The following is a 15,116-nucleotide window of genomic DNA, read 5'->3' as shown; positions in this document are numbered from 1 at the left end:
GTGCTCACCGGGCCTCACCCCGGGTGCCGTCGAGGGCCGGTGCCGCCGGGTCCGCGCGGTCGTCGCCGCGCACCAGCTGGCGGACGCGGCTGACGTGCTGGTGCACGGCGTGGGCGGCGGCGTCCGTGTCGCCCTCGCGCAGGGTGCGCAGGATGTCGGCGTGCTCGGTGATGTTCTTGGCGACCCGGTCGGGGTGTGCGTGCATCACGGCGACGCCCATGCGCAGCTGGCGGTCGCGGAGTTGGTCGTAGAGGCGGGTGAGGATCTGGTTGCCGGTGGCCTCGACGATGGTGGCGTGGAAGGCGCGGTCGGCGACGGAGAAGGCGGGCAGGTCGCCGGAGGCCGCGTGGGTGCGCTGTTCGGCCAGCAGTTCCTCCAGGCGGGCCACCAGGTTGTCGGAGACGGGGTGTGCGCGGCGGACGGCGTGCTGTTCGACCAGCAGCCGGGTCTCGACGACGTCCTCGATCTCCTGTGCGGAGACGGGCAGCACGAGTGCGCCCTTCTTGGGGTAGAGCCGGATGAGCCCCTCCACCTCCAGCCGGAGCAGCCCTTCGCGGACGGGGGTGCGGGAGACGCCGACGGCCTCGGCCAGTTCGCCCTCGGTCAGGAGCACACCGCCCTCGTAACGGCGTTCGAGGACGGCCTGTTTGACGTGTGCGTACACCCGCTGGGCCGCGGGTGGCTGCCGGTCCGCCCTCACGGGCTCGGTCCGGGCTGTGGGGGCAGCGGCATGAGACATGTGCGCATCATAGATACATCACATGAATTGGTGTTCCCGTTTCCGCGATGTGGACAGCGACGTCCGGCCACGCGGCACAACTGCGTCCGGCCACGCGGCACAGCGCGTCCGGCCACGCGGCACAGCGACGTCCGGCCGCACCGGCGCTTCCGGCACACAGCAAGGCGCCGCCGGCCCGGGGAAGGGCCGGCGGCGCCACAGCGAGCGGCCGAGGGGGCAGGAGCTCAAGCCCCCACGGGCCGGGGGATCAGCCCCAGATCATCAGCCTCTTGGGGCGTTCCAGGATCGCGGCGGTGTCGGCCAGCACCTTCGAGCCGAGTTCGCCGTCGACCAGCCGGTGGTCGAAGGAGAGCGCCAGCGTGGTGACGTGGCGCGGCTTGACCTTGCCCTTGTGGACCCACGGCTGCTCACGGATCTGGCCGAAGGCGAGGATCGCGGACTCTCCCGGGTTGAGGATCGGCGTACCGGTGTCCACGCCGAAGACGCCGACGTTGGTGATGGTCACCGTGCCACCACTCATCGCCGCCGGGCTGGTCTTGCCCTCGCGGGCGGTGGTGACCAACTCGCTCAGCGCGGACGCCAGTTCGGGCAGCGTCTTGTCGTGCGCGTCCTTTATGTTGGGGACGATCAGCCCGCGCGGGGTCGCCGCGGCGATACCGAGGTTGACGTAGTGCTTGCGGACGATCTCCTGGCGGTCCTCGTCCCAGGAGGAGTTGATCTCCGGGTTGCGGCGGATCGCCAGCAGGAACGCCTTGGCGACGAACAGCAGCGGGTTGACCCGGACCCCCGCCATGTCGGGGTCCTTCTTGAGGTCCGCCACCAGCTTCATCGTCCGGGTGACGTCCACCGTCACGAACTCGGTGACATGCGGCGCCGTGAACGCGCTGCCCACCATGGCCTGCGCCGTCGCCTTCCGCACCCCCCTGATGGGGACGCGGGTCTCCCGGGCGCCGGCTGCGGCCCAGGAGGCGGCGCCCCCGGCGGGCGCGGCGGCCTCCTCCGCGGGCCGTGCGGGCTGGGCGGGCTGCGCCGGCTCGGCGGGGGCCTCCGGTGCCTCGGCGGGCTCCGGCTGCGGCGGTGCCGCGGCAGCGTGGACGTCCTCGCGGGTGACGATCCCGTCCGGTCCGGTCGGCGTCACGGTGTTCAGATCGACACCAAGGTCCTTGGCCAGCTTGCGCACCGGGGGCTTGGCCAGCGGGCGGGTCCCGGTGGCCGGGGTGGCGGTGCCGTACCCGTCGGCGGCGGGCTCGGGCGCCGGGGCCGCGGGCTCCGGCTGCGCGGGCTGCCCGGCCTGGGCGGAGGCGGCCTTGCGCGGGCGCCGCTTGGTGGAGGCGGTGGAGACGCCGTACCCGACCAGCACCGGCTGCCGGCCCTCCGGCTCGGCCTCCTGCTCCTGCGCCGTCTCGGCCGTCACCTGCGCGGCGGCGCCGGCTCCGGTCTCCATCGCGGCCTGCGCGGCGGACGACTCACCGCCGCCCGAACCGGCCGCGGGGCCCCCGGTGTCCACGGTGATGATCGGGGTGCCGACATCGACCGTGGTGCCCTCCTCGAAGCGCACCTCGTGCACCACACCGTCGAAGGGGATGGGCAGTTCCACGGCGGCCTTGGCCGTCTCCACCTCGCAGACGACCTGCCCGTCGGTGACGGTGTCGCCCGGCTGGACGTACCACTTGAGGATCTCCGCCTCCGTCAGCCCCTCGCCCACGTCGGGCATCTTGAACTCACGGACGCCGGCGGCCGACTGCCCGGCCTGTGCGCTGTTGGTCATCGTCACGGCTCTCCTCAGTACGCCAGCGCGCGGTCGACGGCATCGAGCACCCGGTCCAGGTTCGGCAGGTACTCGTCCTCCAGCCGCGCCGGTGGGTACGGCGCGTGGAACCCGCCGACGCGCAGCACCGGTGCTTCAAGATGGTAGAAGCACCGCTCGGTGATGCGGGCGGCGATCTCCGCCCCGCTGCCGAGGAAGACCGGGGCCTCGTGGACGACCACCAGGCGGCCCGTCTTCTCCACGGAGCGCTGAAGGGTGTCGAAATCGATCGGGGACATGGATCGCAGGTCCACGACCTCCAGGGAGTTGCCCTCCTCCTCGGCCGCCGCGGCTGCCTCCAGGCAGACCTTCACCATCGGGCCGTACGCGGCGAGGGTGGCCGCGGTGCCCTGGCGGGCGATCTTCGCGGAGTGCAGCGGCGCCGGGATGGCGGAGGGGTCCACCTCGCCCTTGTCCCAGTAGCGCCGCTTGGGCTCGAAGAAGATGACTGGGTCGTCGCTCTCGATGGCCTGCTGCATCATCCAGTAGGCGTCCGAGGCGTTCGACGGGGAGACGCACTTGAGCCCGGCGACGTGCGCGAACAGCGCCTCCGGCGACTCACTGTGGTGCTCGACGGCGCCGATGCCGCCGCCGTAGGGGATCCGGATGACGACGGGCAGCTTGACCTTGCCCAGCGCACGGGCGTGCATCTTGGCGAGCTGCGTGACGATCTGGTCGTAGGCGGGGAAGACGAAACCGTCGAACTGGATCTCCACGACCGGCCGGTAGCCGCGCAGCGCGAGCCCGATGGCGGTGCCCACGATGCCGGACTCGGCGAGCGGCGTGTCGATGACCCGCTCCTCCCCGAAGTCCTTCTGGAGACCGTCGGTGACCCGGAAGACGCCGCCGAGCTTGCCGACGTCCTCCCCCATGATCAGGACCTTGGAGTCGTTCTCCATCGCGGTGCGCAGCGAGGCGTTGATGGCCTTGGCGAGGGGCAACTTCTGGACGGCCATGATCACTTACCTTCCACCGCGGCGGAGCCGCTCTCGGACTCGGTCGCGAACGACGCCTGGTACTCGGCGAACTGGGCGCGCTCCTCGTCCACGAGCGCGTGCCCGTCCGCGTAGACGTTCTCGAAGATCGCCATGGAGTCGGGGTCGGGCATCGTGCGGATGGCGTCGCGCACGTGCCGTCCCATCGCCTCGCTCTCCTCCTCGATCCGGGCGAAGAAGTCCGCGTCGGCGAGCTTCTCGTTCTCCAGATACGCCTTCAGCCGCTTGATCGGGTCCTTCGCCTCCCACTCGGCGCGCTCCTCGTCGCTGCGGTAGCGCGTGGGGTCGTCCGAGGTGGTGTGGGCGCCCATCCGGTAGGTGAACGCCTCGATGAGCATGGGGCCCTCGCCCGTCCTGGCCCGTTCGACGGCGGCCTTCGTCACCGCGAGACAGGCCAGCACGTCGTTGCCGTCCACCCGTACGCCCGGGAAGCCGTAGCCCTGGGCGCGCTGGTAGATCGGCACCCGGGACTGGCGCTCGGTGGGCTCGGAGATGGCCCACTGGTTGTTCTGGCAGAAGAAGACGATCGGCGCGTTGTAGACGGCCGAGAAGGTGAACGCCTCCGCCACGTCGCCCTGGCTGGAGGCACCGTCGCCGAAGTAGGCGATGACGGCCGAGTCGGCGCCGTCCTTGGCCAGACCCATGGCGTACCCCGCCGCGTGCAGGGTCTGGGAACCGATGACGATCGTGTACAGGTGGAAGTTGTTGCTGTTCGGGTCCCAGCCGCCGTTGTTCACACCCCGGAACATGCCCAGCAGCATCGTCGGGTCCACATCACGGCACCAGGCGACGCCGTGCTCGCGATAGGTGGGGAAGACGTAGTCGTCCGGACGCAGGGCCCGCCCCGAACCGATCTGGGCGGCCTCCTGGCCCAGCAGGGACGCCCACAGCCCCAGCTCCCCCTGCCGCTGGAGGGAGGTGGCCTCCGCGTCGAACCTGCGGGTGAGCACCATGTCGCGGTAGAGCCCCTGGAGCTCCTCCGCACTCAGCTCGACGTCGTACTCCGGGTGGGTGACCCGCTCGCCCTCGGGCGTCAGGAGCTGGATCAGCTCCGGCTCGGCGCCCACGACGCCGTTCGCGGCTCCACCGGCGGCGGACGCCGCCCCGGACCGGGCCGGACGGGTGGCGCGGGACGAGCCGGCCTTGCGGCCCGCACCGGATGCGGCCGTGCTCTTGGCGCGGGACTTCGCCGACCGGCCCGCCGTGCTCTTCGGCGCGCTCTTGGCCGTGCTCCTGGCCGTGCTCTTCGGTGCGGCCTTGTCCGACCCCTTGGCGGCGCTCTTTGCCCGGCTGCCGGACGACGGGCTCTTCACTGCGCCCTCGGACTTGGCCGGGGCCTTCGCGGCGGACTTGGCCGGGGCCTTCGCCGCGGTCTTGCGGGGCTTGCCGGTGGCAGAGGTGTCGGCCTCCGCCGTACCGCTGCGTCGCGTACTGCTCCGCGCGGCAGTGCTCTCCACGGTCACGTGTGCTCCTCCGTCTGTCCGGCCCCCGGGGTTGCCGGTGACCTGGGGCTCCCCCGCCCATGTGCGGGGGGAGGCTCGCCCGGTCCCGTGCGGCGCACGGGGTGGGAGCGTCGCGGTCGGCACCGGGTGGTGACTGCTTGTCCCGGTCGCGGCCCGCTGTACCGACCCCAGTCGGGGCGCCCCAGCCATGGCTGGCATCTCCATAGACGCACGAGGCGGCCCTGACCTGCAACTTTGCTCGGATATCCAAGTAAGAACCTGAACACCCAAGCATCTGTGCGAAGAGTCGGGACATCACTGGTCACGGCCTCGCGAGCCGCGGACACCCGCACGGTAACCCGGGGTGCGGGAGCCCGGGAAGAGTGAAGAGCCGATCAGTATGTGAGACTGAGAATGTGCCCAGAGACGGACAAACCCGGGTATTCCTGGTGGATGACCACGAGGTCGTCCGCAGAGGGGTACGGGACATGCTCGACACCGACCCCGGCATCGAGATCGCCGGAGAGGCCGGCACGGCCGCCGACGCCCTCCGCGGCATCGCCGCCACCAGGCCCCACGTCGCCGTCCTGGACGTCCGGCTCCCCGACGGCAGCGGCATCGAGGTCTGCCGCGAGGTGCGCTCCCGCGACGAGTCCGTCCACTGCCTGATGCTCACCTCCTACGCTGATGACGAAGCCCTGCTGGCCTCCGTCATGGCCGGCGCCTCCGGCTACGTCCTGAAGGAACTGAGCCGCCAGGAACTGCTGCGCGCCGTGCACCAGGTCGCCGACGGCACCTCACTGCTCGACCCGGCCGACACCCAGCGGCTGCTGGACCGGCTGCGCGGGCGCGGCTCCCATGCCCGGCAGGACGACAGACTGGCCACGCTCACCGCCCAGGAACGCACCATCCTCGGCCTGATCGGCGAGGGGCTCACCAACCGGGCCATCGGCGAACGGCTGCACCTGGCCGAGAAGACCGTCAAGAACTACGTCTCCGGGCTGCTGGCCAAACTCGGCATGGAACGCCGCTCCCAGGCCGCCGCCTACATCGCCCGCCTCCAGGCGTCCGACGGCCCCGCCGACCACCACCACTGAACCGCGGGGGTCCTCTGGGGCCTCGCCCCGGGGGCCGGCCCGGGGCCCTCGCCCGGGGGCCCGGCCCGCGGGGCCGGGTTTCCCCTGGGGCCGCCACCGCGACCGGCCCCCGCCCGGCCCCCGCCCGGCTCCTCGGCTGCGGATGGTGACGCGTGTCAGCCGGAGAGGGGGCGCATAGGGGAAGGGGCCGCATCGCAGGGGGGGACGCGTCGCAGAGGGGCCGCATCGCAGAGGGGGACGCATCGCAGAGGGAGACGCGTCGCCGAGGGAGACGTGTGTCCGGTCGCAGATGGCGGCGCGTACCAGTCGCAGAAAGCGGCCCTGCACCAGTCGGCGGAAAGCAGCCCTGCACCAGTCGGCGGAAAGCGGCGCTGTATCAGTCGCAGAAAGCGGCGCGTACGGCCTCGTAATGCGCCGTCCACCACACCACGAGCGCCGCGGCGGCGGGGAACTGCGGATCCGTCCGCGCATCCCGCAGCTGATAGCGCCAGCGCAGCATCCAGAAGTCGTTGAGCCGCTCCCACCACACCCGGTGCACGGCTGCGGCCAGCTCCTCGCGCGGGGCGCGCGCGCCGCCCCGGTAGGCTCGCGCGAACGCCCGCACCTTCCGCAGGTCGAGCCGGCCGCCCGGCCGCAGGAAGAAGATCGCCGCGCCGCGCACCGCCTCCTCGGCCCGCGGCTGCACCCCCAGCCGGTCCCAGTCCAGGATCGCCACCGGGCGCGGCCGGGCACCGTGCGGTGCGTACAGCAGGTTCAGCGGATGGAAATCTCCGTGCACCCACCCGCTGAACCGGTCCGGCACCGGGCCGGGCCGCGCCCCCGCATGGCGGCGCAGCAGCTCGCGCCGCTCGGTGAGCCGGTGCTCGGCCAGCTCGTCGAAGCTGTCGCGGCGCCGCCGCGTCCTGATCCGCTCCAGCAGCGAGCCGATCGTGTCGTACGTCGCCGCCGGATCGGCGCTGGGATGGTCGGTGTGCGGCGGCTCGGGTATGACCCGGGCCAGCCGGGTGTGCACCCGCCCCAGCAGTGTCCCCAGCGCACCGGACTGCTCGACGGTCAGCTCGCTCCCGTGCCGGTGGATGCCCTCGATCCACGGGTGCAGCGCGAAACAGCGGCCCTCGGCCACCACCGCCGTACGGCCGTCCGCTCCCGGCACCACGGGCACCACCGGCAGCCCCAGCGTCCCCAGCCGCGCCGTCGCCCTGTGCTGCCGCTCGATACGGGGCCGCGCCGATGCGCCGTCCAGGTGATGCTTGAGGAAGTAGCGGCCCTGGGTGGTCGTCAGCCGGTACCCGCGGTTCAGCAGCCCGTGCGACACCGGCTCGCACTCCAGCGGCTCCCCCACCCCGTCGTACCGGCGCAGCACAGCACTGAGTGTGCTCACGGTCAGAGCGCGGGTGGACGGCTGCACGGCCGCATCGTAAGACGCCCGCAGGACGGGTTCTCCGCACCGTCAACAGCCTGTGGACGCCGGGTCAACACGGTGCTGACCCCACCGCCGGCGACTCCTCGCGGTGCCGCCTGGTGCGCTTCCCCGACAGCGCCTGCCGGTGGCCGCGGACACACGTGCGCCCGGCTCGCGCCGAGGCGGGCCGGGCGCACAGAGCTCACTTCCCGGAGGCGGGCCGTCCCTCGACGGCGGTCGATCTCGGCTGCAGGTCGTTCCCCGGCCTCAGGTCATTCCCCGGCCGCGGGTCGTTCCCGGCCGCGGGTCGTCCCCCGGCCGGGGGTCACTCCTCGCCGTCGCCGTCCTGACCGCTGTTGTCGGAGCCGGACTGGTCGCCGCCGGGGTTGCCGCCGTTGTCGTTGCCGCCGTTGGGGGGCGGCGACTGGTCCCCGGTGGGCTTGCCGCCGTTGTTGCCGCCGTCGGACGGGTTCGAGCCACCGTTGTGGGAGCCGTTGCCGTTCTGCGACTGGTCGCCGCCCGAGGACGGGGGCTGCGTCTGCGACGGCTGGGTCTGGCTGGGCTGCGTCTGCGACGGCGGCGGGTTCCACTCGCCGGTGCTGCCGTCACTGGTGCCCAGCTGGTCGTCCTCCGTCTCCGTCGGCGTCGCGTCCGGTTCCTTGGACGGCTTCTTGTCCTTGTCCTTCGGCTCCGTGGTGCTCTTCTCCGGCGACGGCTTGTTGTCCTTGCCGTTGTCCTCCTGCCCCATCGCGAAGAAGATGCCGCCGGCGATGGCGATGACCGCGAGCAGTGCGACCAGTGCGTACTTGACGGTCTTGTTGCCGCCACCGCCGCCACCACGCCGCGGACCGCCCTCGAAACCGCCGTCGTCCTCGCGGGCGGCACCCAGCAGGGGAGCACCCATCTGGGAGGTGTCGGAGTGCGAGGGGTGGGGCCGCGCGCCGGTGTCGGCGACGCCCATGGCACGGGTCGCGGCAGCCGAGTGCGCGACGGGACCGGTGTCCCACAGGCCCCCGGTGTGCCCGCCCTGCTCGTGCAGCATCTGGAGCGCGTACTGGGTCAGTCCGCGCATCTCCTCGGCCGTCTGGAACCGGTCGTCCGGCTCCTTGGCCAGGGCACGCATCACCAGGCCGTCCAGCTCCGGCGGCACGGCGTCCGACACCTGGGACGGCAGCACCGGGTCGTCCTGGACGTGCTGGTAGACCACCGACAGCGGGGTCTCACCGGTGAACGGCGGGCGCCGGGTCAGCAGTTCGTACAGCAGACAGCCCGTCGCGTACAGGTCGGAGCGGGCGTCCACGGCCTTGCCGAGCGCCTGCTCGGGGGAGAGGTACTGCGGGGTACCCATCACCATGCCGGTCTGCGTCATGGTGTTGGACGCACCGTGCAGGGCGCGGGCGATGCCGAAGTCCATCACCTTCACCGCCCCGCCCCGCGTGATGATCACGTTCGCGGGCTTGATGTCCCGGTGCACGATGCCGTGCTGGTGGCTGTAGGCCAGCGCCTCCAGCACACCCGAGACGATGATCAGCGCCTGGTCCGGCGGAGGAGCGTCGGAGGTCATCAACAGATCGCGGATCGTGCTGCCCTCGACGAGCTCCATCACGATGTACGGCGTGACGTTCCCGCCGATCATCTCCTCGCCGGAGTCGTAGACCGCGACCACGGAGTGGTGGTTGAGACCCGCGACGGACTGTGCCTCGCGGGTGAACCGCGCCTTGGAGACCGGGTCCTCGGCAAGGTCGGCACGCAGCAGCTTGACCGCGACCGTCCGCCCCAGACGCAGATCCTCGGCACCGAAGACCTCGGCCATGCCACCGCGGCCCAGGCGGTGTGTGAGGCGGTACCTGCCGTCGCCGACCAGGCCGTTGTTGCCCCACAATTCCGGCGAATCGGGCAGGGAGCCGCCGCCCGTCGCGTCGGGGTCCGAAGGGCCCCCGGCGGATTGCGTCTGTGCCATCAGTCCTCGCCGTCGAATCGAATCCGCGGGCTTCGCGCGGTGGATACTCCCCCCAAGGAGGCTACAGGCACGCGGGGGGTGGGTGGGTGGGACGGAACATCGAGCTACGGAGTGAGCTACGGAGTGGCATCCAACAAGCTGACCCACCAGGGCCGCAAGTTGGAGCCCGGCGTCCCAGCACACACCGGGTACGGCGCCCTCGCGCCCCCCGTGGCGTACGGGCCCCGGGAGGGGCGGCGTGACGTTGCGCACCCACCCGGTGACACCATCCGGCAGGAACCCGGCAGGCCGGCACAACCCGCACATCCGCCCCACCCATCACGTACGCCCCCGGCACACCCCGCCGACGACCAGCGCGAACGGCCCCGCAGCGCCCCGGCGCAATCGCCTGTCCTCCGGGAGGGAGCGGCACCCGAGCAACCGAACGCGCGTCGCACGGGGACGCCCACCGCACGAGGTCACGCCGGGTGAGGCCACGACGCACGAGGAGGCCATGTCCCTCGCGAGGGCACCGGCCTGCACGAGAGGGCCGGACCCCGGGAGGGACCGAGCCGCGCAAGGGGGCGGGCCCCGGGAGGGAGCAGGCCCTACGACGAGGGAGCGGCCTCACGACGGGGAGCGGCCCCAGGAGGTGGAGCGACTCCACGGCGGGGAGCGGCCCCGGGAGGTAGCAGGCCCCACGATGAACGCGCTCCGCGCAGGGTGGTCACCGCGAGGAGCCGGACGGCACCAAGGTGCAGGCCGTACCAAGGCCCAGCCCGCAGCGACCGCAGCCCGCACGACCGCGCAGCCCGTACCAGACCGCAGGGCCAGCGCGGCCCGCACCAGACCGCAACCCGCATGACCACCGGACCACAGCCCACCCGACGACCCCGCCCCCACCGGACCACAGCCCACCCGACAACCCAGCCCGCACCAGGCCACAAGTCACACAAGGCCGCAGGTCACACAAGGGTTCCCCTGCGCCTCGGCGCAGGTCGCAGCGTGTGGGCCGGCAACCCCGGGGGCGTCCGGCCGGGAGCACCATTTACGCTCGCTCTACGCCCGGACGACGGGCCGGGGCGACGCTCGCGGAGGGTGTATGCGCATTCGGTCACGGAACGGGCAACGAGCTTGACGTGACCCCGACCCCGGGCAAACCTGGGCCAGGATCTCAATCAAAGGATCACTCAACGTACCTGCACGGGGGCAGCGCCGCCGAGGGGGAAGCAGTCAGATGAGCGACGACGGCGCACAGGCGGCCGGCAACTACTTGGGCCGCATGGTCGGCGGAGGACGGTTCCAGCTCCGTTCCCTGCTCGGCGCCGGCGGGATGGCATCCGTCTATCTCGCCTACGACTCGGTTCTGGACCGGCAGGTCGCGGTCAAGACGCTCCACACCGAACTGGGCCGCGAACAGTCCTTCCGCGAACGCTTCCGCCGCGAGGCCCAGTCCGTCGCCAAGCTGACCCACACCAACATCGTTTCCGTCTTCGACTCCGGCGAGGACGAGATCGACGGCGCGCTGGTGCCCTACATCGTCATGGAGTACGTCGAGGGCAAGCCGCTGCGCACCGTGCTGGACGAGGACATCGCCCAGCACGGCGCCATGCCCGCCGACAAGGCCCTCAAGATCACCGGCGATGTGCTGGCGGCCCTGGAGGTCAGCCACGACGAGGGCCTCGTGCACCGGGACATCAAGCCCGGCAACGTCATGGTCACCAAGCGTGGCGTCGTCAAGGTCATGGACTTCGGCATCGCGCGCGCCATGCAGTCCGGCGTGACCTCCATGACGCAGACCGGCATGGTCGTCGGCACCCCGCAGTACCTCTCCCCGGAGCAGGCCCTCGGACGCGGTGTGGACGCCCGCTCCGACCTCTACTCGGTCGGCATCATGCTCTTCGAGCTGCTGACCGGCCGGCTGCCCTTCGACGCGGACTCCCCGCTGGCCATCGCCTACGCGCACGTCCAGGAGGAGCCGGTCGCGCCCTCCTCCATCAACCAGTCCATCCCCCCGGCCGTGGACGCGCTGGTCGCCCGGACGCTCAAGAAGAACCCCAACGAGCGCTTCCCGTCGGCCGCCGCGATGCACGACGAGATCAACCGCATCGGCGGCTCCGGGGTCGCCTCGGGCGCGGCGCCCATCATCATCAGCGGGGGACCGCCGGCCAGCGGCGCCGGTGTCGGCCAGGCCGTCTTCCCGCCCGTGGACGCCAACGCCCAGCCGCAGCAGGGCGGCGCCGGGGTGCAGACGCCGTACCAGCCGCAGGGCCAGGCGGGGCCGCCCGGGCCGGGCCCGTACAACAGCGGTGGCTTCGGGCCGTCCACCCCGCCGCCCCCTGCCCAAGGCGGCCAGCCCGCCGCCGGTTACGGCTACCCCCAGTCGTCCTACGGTTCCGGCGGGCCCGCCACCCCTCCGCCGTACACGATCAACGCGAGCGGCGGTGCCGGCCAGGGCAGCGGCGGTCCCGGGAAGAAGCGGTCGGCCGGTGCCCTCGCCGGATACGGGCTCGCGGCGGTCGCCGTCGTCGTCGCCCTGGTGTTCGTGATCGTCAGCGTGACGAAGGACGACGAGGACCCCGACCCGGAGCCCACCGCCAAGCCCGAGCCCACCGCCACCGCGGAACCCGGCACGACCACGGCCGGCGGGAGCGACACCGGCGACGACAGCGGCGGCGGTGCCGGCGGCTTCAAGGGACCGGACAAGACCCGGACCATCGACAAGGAAAAGTGCACCGACGCCACCGAGACGTACGAGCACAACGGCAACGTCATGATCCCGGACCTCACCTACAAGGACCTCACCTCCGTCAAGGCGTGCCTGCGGGCGGCCGGCTGGAAGGTGGGCGAGGTGACCATGGAGGACGAGAACGTCTGGGGCAAGAACACCGTCCTGGACCAGAACCCGGGCTCCCTCGACGACTTCAACCCGAAGAAGGACGAGGTCGACCTGACCGTCTCCACCGGCCGCCCGGCCGGCTGAGCCGAGCCGCGGGCTGAGCCGGCCCTCCGGCTGAGCGAGCCGTCGGCCCGTCCCTCACGTGCCCCCGGGCTTCCGCCCGGGGGCACCGTGCTGTCCGGCCGTCGCGGTGCCGGGTGCCTGCCGTCCGCCCTCGGTGGGCCGTCCGGCGCTCAGCCGGCCATCCGCCTCACCTCCACCACCCGGAACCGGCCCGAGACGAAGTCCCCGTCGCACAGCGCGCAGTTGGCGGCGGGGTTGCCGCCGGAGCCGTGGTAGTCGCTGAAGGCGGCCGTCTGGTTGACGTAGACGCCACCGGTGAGGTTGAGCGACAGCTGGGCGGGCTCGTCGAAGCAGACCTCCTCGATGCGGCTCGCCACCTCGGGGGAAGTGGTGTAGGCGGAGACCGTCATGGCGCCCTTGGTCAGGAGCGTGTGCCGCAACAGCTCCAGTGCCTCCTCGGTGGAGCCCACGGCCACGGCGAAGGAGACCGGGCCGAAGCACTCCTCCAGATGGACCGCCTCCTCGTCCTGCTTGGTGCCGTCCACCTTCACGATCACGGGGGTGCGGACGGTGGCGTCGGGGAACTCCGGGTTGTGCACGGTGCGGGAGGCCAGGGCGACCTCGCCGAGCTTGGGTGCGGCCTCAAGCCGCTGTCGGACCTGCTCGTTCACCAGCGCGCCCAGCAGGGCGGCGGCCCGTGCGTCGTCGCCGAGCAGCTTGCCGACGGCCGCGCCGAGGTCGGCCACCACCTCGTCGTAGGACTTGTGGCCCGTCTCGGTGTCGATACCTGCGGCCGGGATCAGCAGGTTCTGCGGGGTGGTGCACATCTGGCCGCTGTAGAGGGAGAGGGAGAAGGCAAGGTTGGAGAGCATGCCCTTGTAGTCGCCGGTGGAGTCGATGACGACCGTGTTGACGCCCGCCTTCTCCGTGTGGACCCGGGCCTGGCGGGCGTTGGCCTCCAGCCACTCGCCGAACGCGGAGCCGCCCGTGTAGTCGATCACCCGGATGTCGGAGCGGGTGGCCAGGTTCTTGGCGATGCCGTCGCCCTCCGCCTCGGCGGCGAGCGCGACCAGGTCGGCGGCGAAGCCCGCCTCCGCGAGGACCTCACGGGCGATCCGCACCGTCAGGGCGAGCGGGAGCACCGCCCGGGGATGCGGTTTGACCAGCACCGCGTTGCCGGTGGCCAGCGAGGCGAAGAAACCGGGGAAGCCGTTCCAGGTGGGGAAGGTGTTGCAGCCGATCAGCAGCGCGATACCGCGCCCGACGGGGGTGAACTCCTTCTCCATGCGCAGCGGTTCGCGCTTGCCCTGCGGTTTCTCCCAGTGGGCGCGGCCGGGGGTGCGGGTCTGCTCCTCATAGGCGTAGGCCACCGCCTCCAGGCCCCGGTCCTGGGCGTGCGGACCGCCCGCCTGGAAGGCCATCAGGAACGCCTGCCCGCTGGTGTGCATCACGGCGTGGGCGAACTCGTGGGTCCGCTCGCTGATCCGCGCCAGGATCTCCAGGCACACCGCGGCCCGCACCTCGGGGCCCGCCTTCCGCCAGGCCGGCAGACCCGCGCGCATCACCGGCAGCAGGGCGTCCAGCGCGCCCTCGTCCGCGCGCGGATAGGAGATGTCCATCTCGATGCCGTACGGCGACACCTCGGTGGCCACCCATTCGCCGGACACGGGCTGGTCCGGGATCTCGAACCGGCTGCCGCGCAGCGCGTCGAAGGCCGCCTTGCCCTCCTTGGCCGCTTCTTCCCCGTACGCCTTGGGGTGCTCGGGGTGCGGGGTCCAGAACTCCCGGCTGCGGATCGCTTCCAGCGCGCGGTCCAGGGTCGCTCGGTGCTTGTCGACGATCTGGGCTGTGGTGGTGCCGATACCGGTGGTCACTCGGGACCAACTCCTCGCTGAGCTGGGACGGAAGGCGCGGGGCCACGGCGTTGCCGGGGCCGCTCACCTGGTAGATACTGCTACCGAACGATCGGTCGGGGCAAGGGGGTCCGTGAACCTGTGGATAACTCGGAATCGGCCCCGGCTAGCATCGGCCGCATGCCCACGGTCAAGCGCGACACCTACACGCCCGACTCGCTGCTCTCCGTCGCCGTGCGGGTGTTCAACGAGCGGGGCTACGACGGCACCTCCATGGAGCACCTGTCCAAGGCGGCCGGGATCTCCAAGTCCTCCATCTACCACCATGTGAAGGGCAAGGAGGAGCTGCTGCGCCGGGCGATAAGCCGCGCCCTCGACAGCCTCTTCGCCGTACTGGAGGAACAGCCGGCGCGCGAGGGGCGTGCGGTGGAGCGGCTTGAGCACGTCGCGCGCCGTACGGTCGAGGTCCTGATCGCCGAGCTGCCGTATGTGACGCTCCTGCTGCGGGTGAGGGGCAACACGGACACCGAGGTGTGGGCGATGTCCCGTCGCCGCGAATTCGACCAGCGGGTCGCCGCGCTGGTCAAGCAGGCCGCGGCCGACGGCGATCTCCGTTCCGACGTGGATGCCCGGCTGGCCACCCGGCTGCTGTTCGGGATGATCAACTCGATTGCCGAGTGGTACCGCCCGGACCGCGCACCCGGGAACGGTGCCGGCGGCGGCACCAGCGCCGAGGTCGCCGAAGCGGTCGTCCGCACCGCCTTCGCCGGCCTGCGCACCCACTGAAGGCCCCGGCGCACCTCCGTCCCCGATCCGGCACGGTCGGCCGGGCGGCTCCCCCGTCGGCGAGGCTCCCCCGTCGGCGCGGTGCCCCCGCGCT

At 72.0% G+C, this 15,116-nt stretch carries 10 protein-coding genes; 3 read left to right on the top strand and 7 right to left on the bottom strand.

What is annotated here, in order from left to right:
- Positions 1–4: 4 nt before the first annotated feature.
- From IO40_RS0101255 to pdhA, 4 genes are all read right to left on the bottom strand, one after another.
- Complete coding sequence (locus IO40_RS0101255; RefSeq protein WP_041968375.1) at positions 5–739, bottom strand: GntR family transcriptional regulator; 735 nt, start codon at positions 737–739, stop codon at positions 5–7.
- A gap of 247 nt (positions 740–986) precedes the next feature.
- The gene (locus IO40_RS0101250; protein ID WP_030406622.1) at positions 987–2,507 is read right to left on the bottom strand and encodes a dihydrolipoamide acetyltransferase family protein; all 1,521 of its coding nucleotides are present in this window, start codon (positions 2,505–2,507) and stop codon (positions 987–989) included.
- A gap of 14 nt (positions 2,508–2,521) precedes the next feature.
- Positions 2,522–3,502 carry an alpha-ketoacid dehydrogenase subunit beta gene (locus IO40_RS0101245; protein ID WP_016471993.1) on the bottom strand — a complete coding sequence of 327 codons (981 nt, stop codon included), beginning with the start codon at positions 3,500–3,502 and terminating at the stop codon, positions 2,522–2,524.
- A 2-nt stretch (positions 3,503–3,504) separates the two neighbouring features.
- Positions 3,505–5,004 (bottom strand): pyruvate dehydrogenase (acetyl-transferring) E1 component subunit alpha, encoded by a 1,500-nt coding sequence (pdhA, locus tag IO40_RS0101240; RefSeq protein ID WP_031026923.1) that lies wholly within the window; start codon positions 5,002–5,004, stop codon positions 3,505–3,507.
- Positions 5,005–5,399: 395 nt separating this feature from the next.
- Here pdhA and IO40_RS0101235 point away from each other — a divergent pair, with 395 nt between their 5' ends.
- On the top strand, positions 5,400–6,080 hold the full coding sequence (locus IO40_RS0101235; protein WP_031026925.1) for a response regulator: 681 nt from the start codon (positions 5,400–5,402) through the stop codon (positions 6,078–6,080).
- A gap of 376 nt (positions 6,081–6,456) precedes the next feature.
- Here the strand turns inward: IO40_RS0101235 and IO40_RS0101230 are convergent, their stop codons facing one another.
- Together IO40_RS0101230 and IO40_RS0101225 are read right to left on the bottom strand one after the other, a co-directional pair.
- Complete coding sequence (locus IO40_RS0101230; RefSeq protein ID WP_016471996.1) at positions 6,457–7,488, bottom strand: phosphotransferase; 1,032 nt, start codon at positions 7,486–7,488, stop codon at positions 6,457–6,459.
- Between the two features lie 319 nt (positions 7,489–7,807).
- Entirely contained in the window at positions 7,808–9,442 is a 1,635-nt protein-coding gene (locus IO40_RS0101225; RefSeq protein WP_016471997.1) for a protein kinase domain-containing protein, read from the bottom strand.
- 1,216 nt (positions 9,443–10,658) lie between these two features.
- On the opposite strand from IO40_RS0101225, the gene IO40_RS0101220 reads away from it, so the two are divergent.
- Positions 10,659–12,404 (top strand): Stk1 family PASTA domain-containing Ser/Thr kinase, encoded by a 1,746-nt coding sequence (locus tag IO40_RS0101220; RefSeq protein ID WP_016471999.1) that lies wholly within the window; start codon positions 10,659–10,661, stop codon positions 12,402–12,404.
- 149 nt (positions 12,405–12,553) lie between these two features.
- On the opposite strand, the gene paaN is transcribed toward IO40_RS0101220, so the two are convergent.
- On the bottom strand, positions 12,554–14,257 hold the full coding sequence (paaN, locus tag IO40_RS0101215) for a phenylacetic acid degradation protein PaaN (RefSeq protein WP_016472000.1): 1,704 nt from the start codon (positions 14,255–14,257) through the stop codon (positions 12,554–12,556).
- A gap of 159 nt (positions 14,258–14,416) precedes the next feature.
- On the opposite strand from paaN, the gene IO40_RS0101210 reads away from it, so the two are divergent.
- Positions 14,417–15,022, top strand: a complete 606-nt coding sequence (locus IO40_RS0101210) for a TetR/AcrR family transcriptional regulator (RefSeq protein ID WP_016472001.1) — start codon at positions 14,417–14,419, stop codon at positions 15,020–15,022.
- The last annotated feature ends 94 nt before the right edge of the window (positions 15,023–15,116 follow it).

It is taken from the genome of Streptomyces albus subsp. albus (assembly GCF_000725885.1).
GTDB lineage: Bacteria > Actinomycetota > Actinomycetes > Streptomycetales > Streptomycetaceae > Streptomyces > Streptomyces albus.
The sequence above is the reverse complement of the archived record's forward strand: the minus strand, read 5'-3'. Positions and strand labels throughout refer to the sequence as shown.

Bases quoted from the DNA above. Each gene is read 5' to 3' on its own strand.
- IO40_RS0101225 (WP_016471997.1), bottom strand. From the start codon at position 9,442: ATGGCACAGACGCAATCCGCCGGGGGCCCTTCGGACCCCGACGCGACG.
- IO40_RS0101220 (WP_016471999.1), top strand. From the start codon at position 10,659: ATGAGCGACGACGGCGCACAGGCGGCCGGCAACTACTTGGGCCGCATG.
- IO40_RS0101250 (WP_030406622.1), bottom strand. From the start codon at position 2,507: ATGACCAACAGCGCACAGGCCGGGCAGTCGGCCGCCGGCGTCCGTGAG.
- IO40_RS0101245 (WP_016471993.1), bottom strand. From the start codon at position 3,502: ATGGCCGTCCAGAAGTTGCCCCTCGCCAAGGCCATCAACGCCTCGCTG.
- IO40_RS0101255 (WP_041968375.1), bottom strand. From the start codon at position 739: ATGTCTCATGCCGCTGCCCCCACAGCCCGGACCGAGCCCGTGAGGGCG.
- IO40_RS0101210 (WP_016472001.1), top strand. From the start codon at position 14,417: ATGCCCACGGTCAAGCGCGACACCTACACGCCCGACTCGCTGCTCTCC.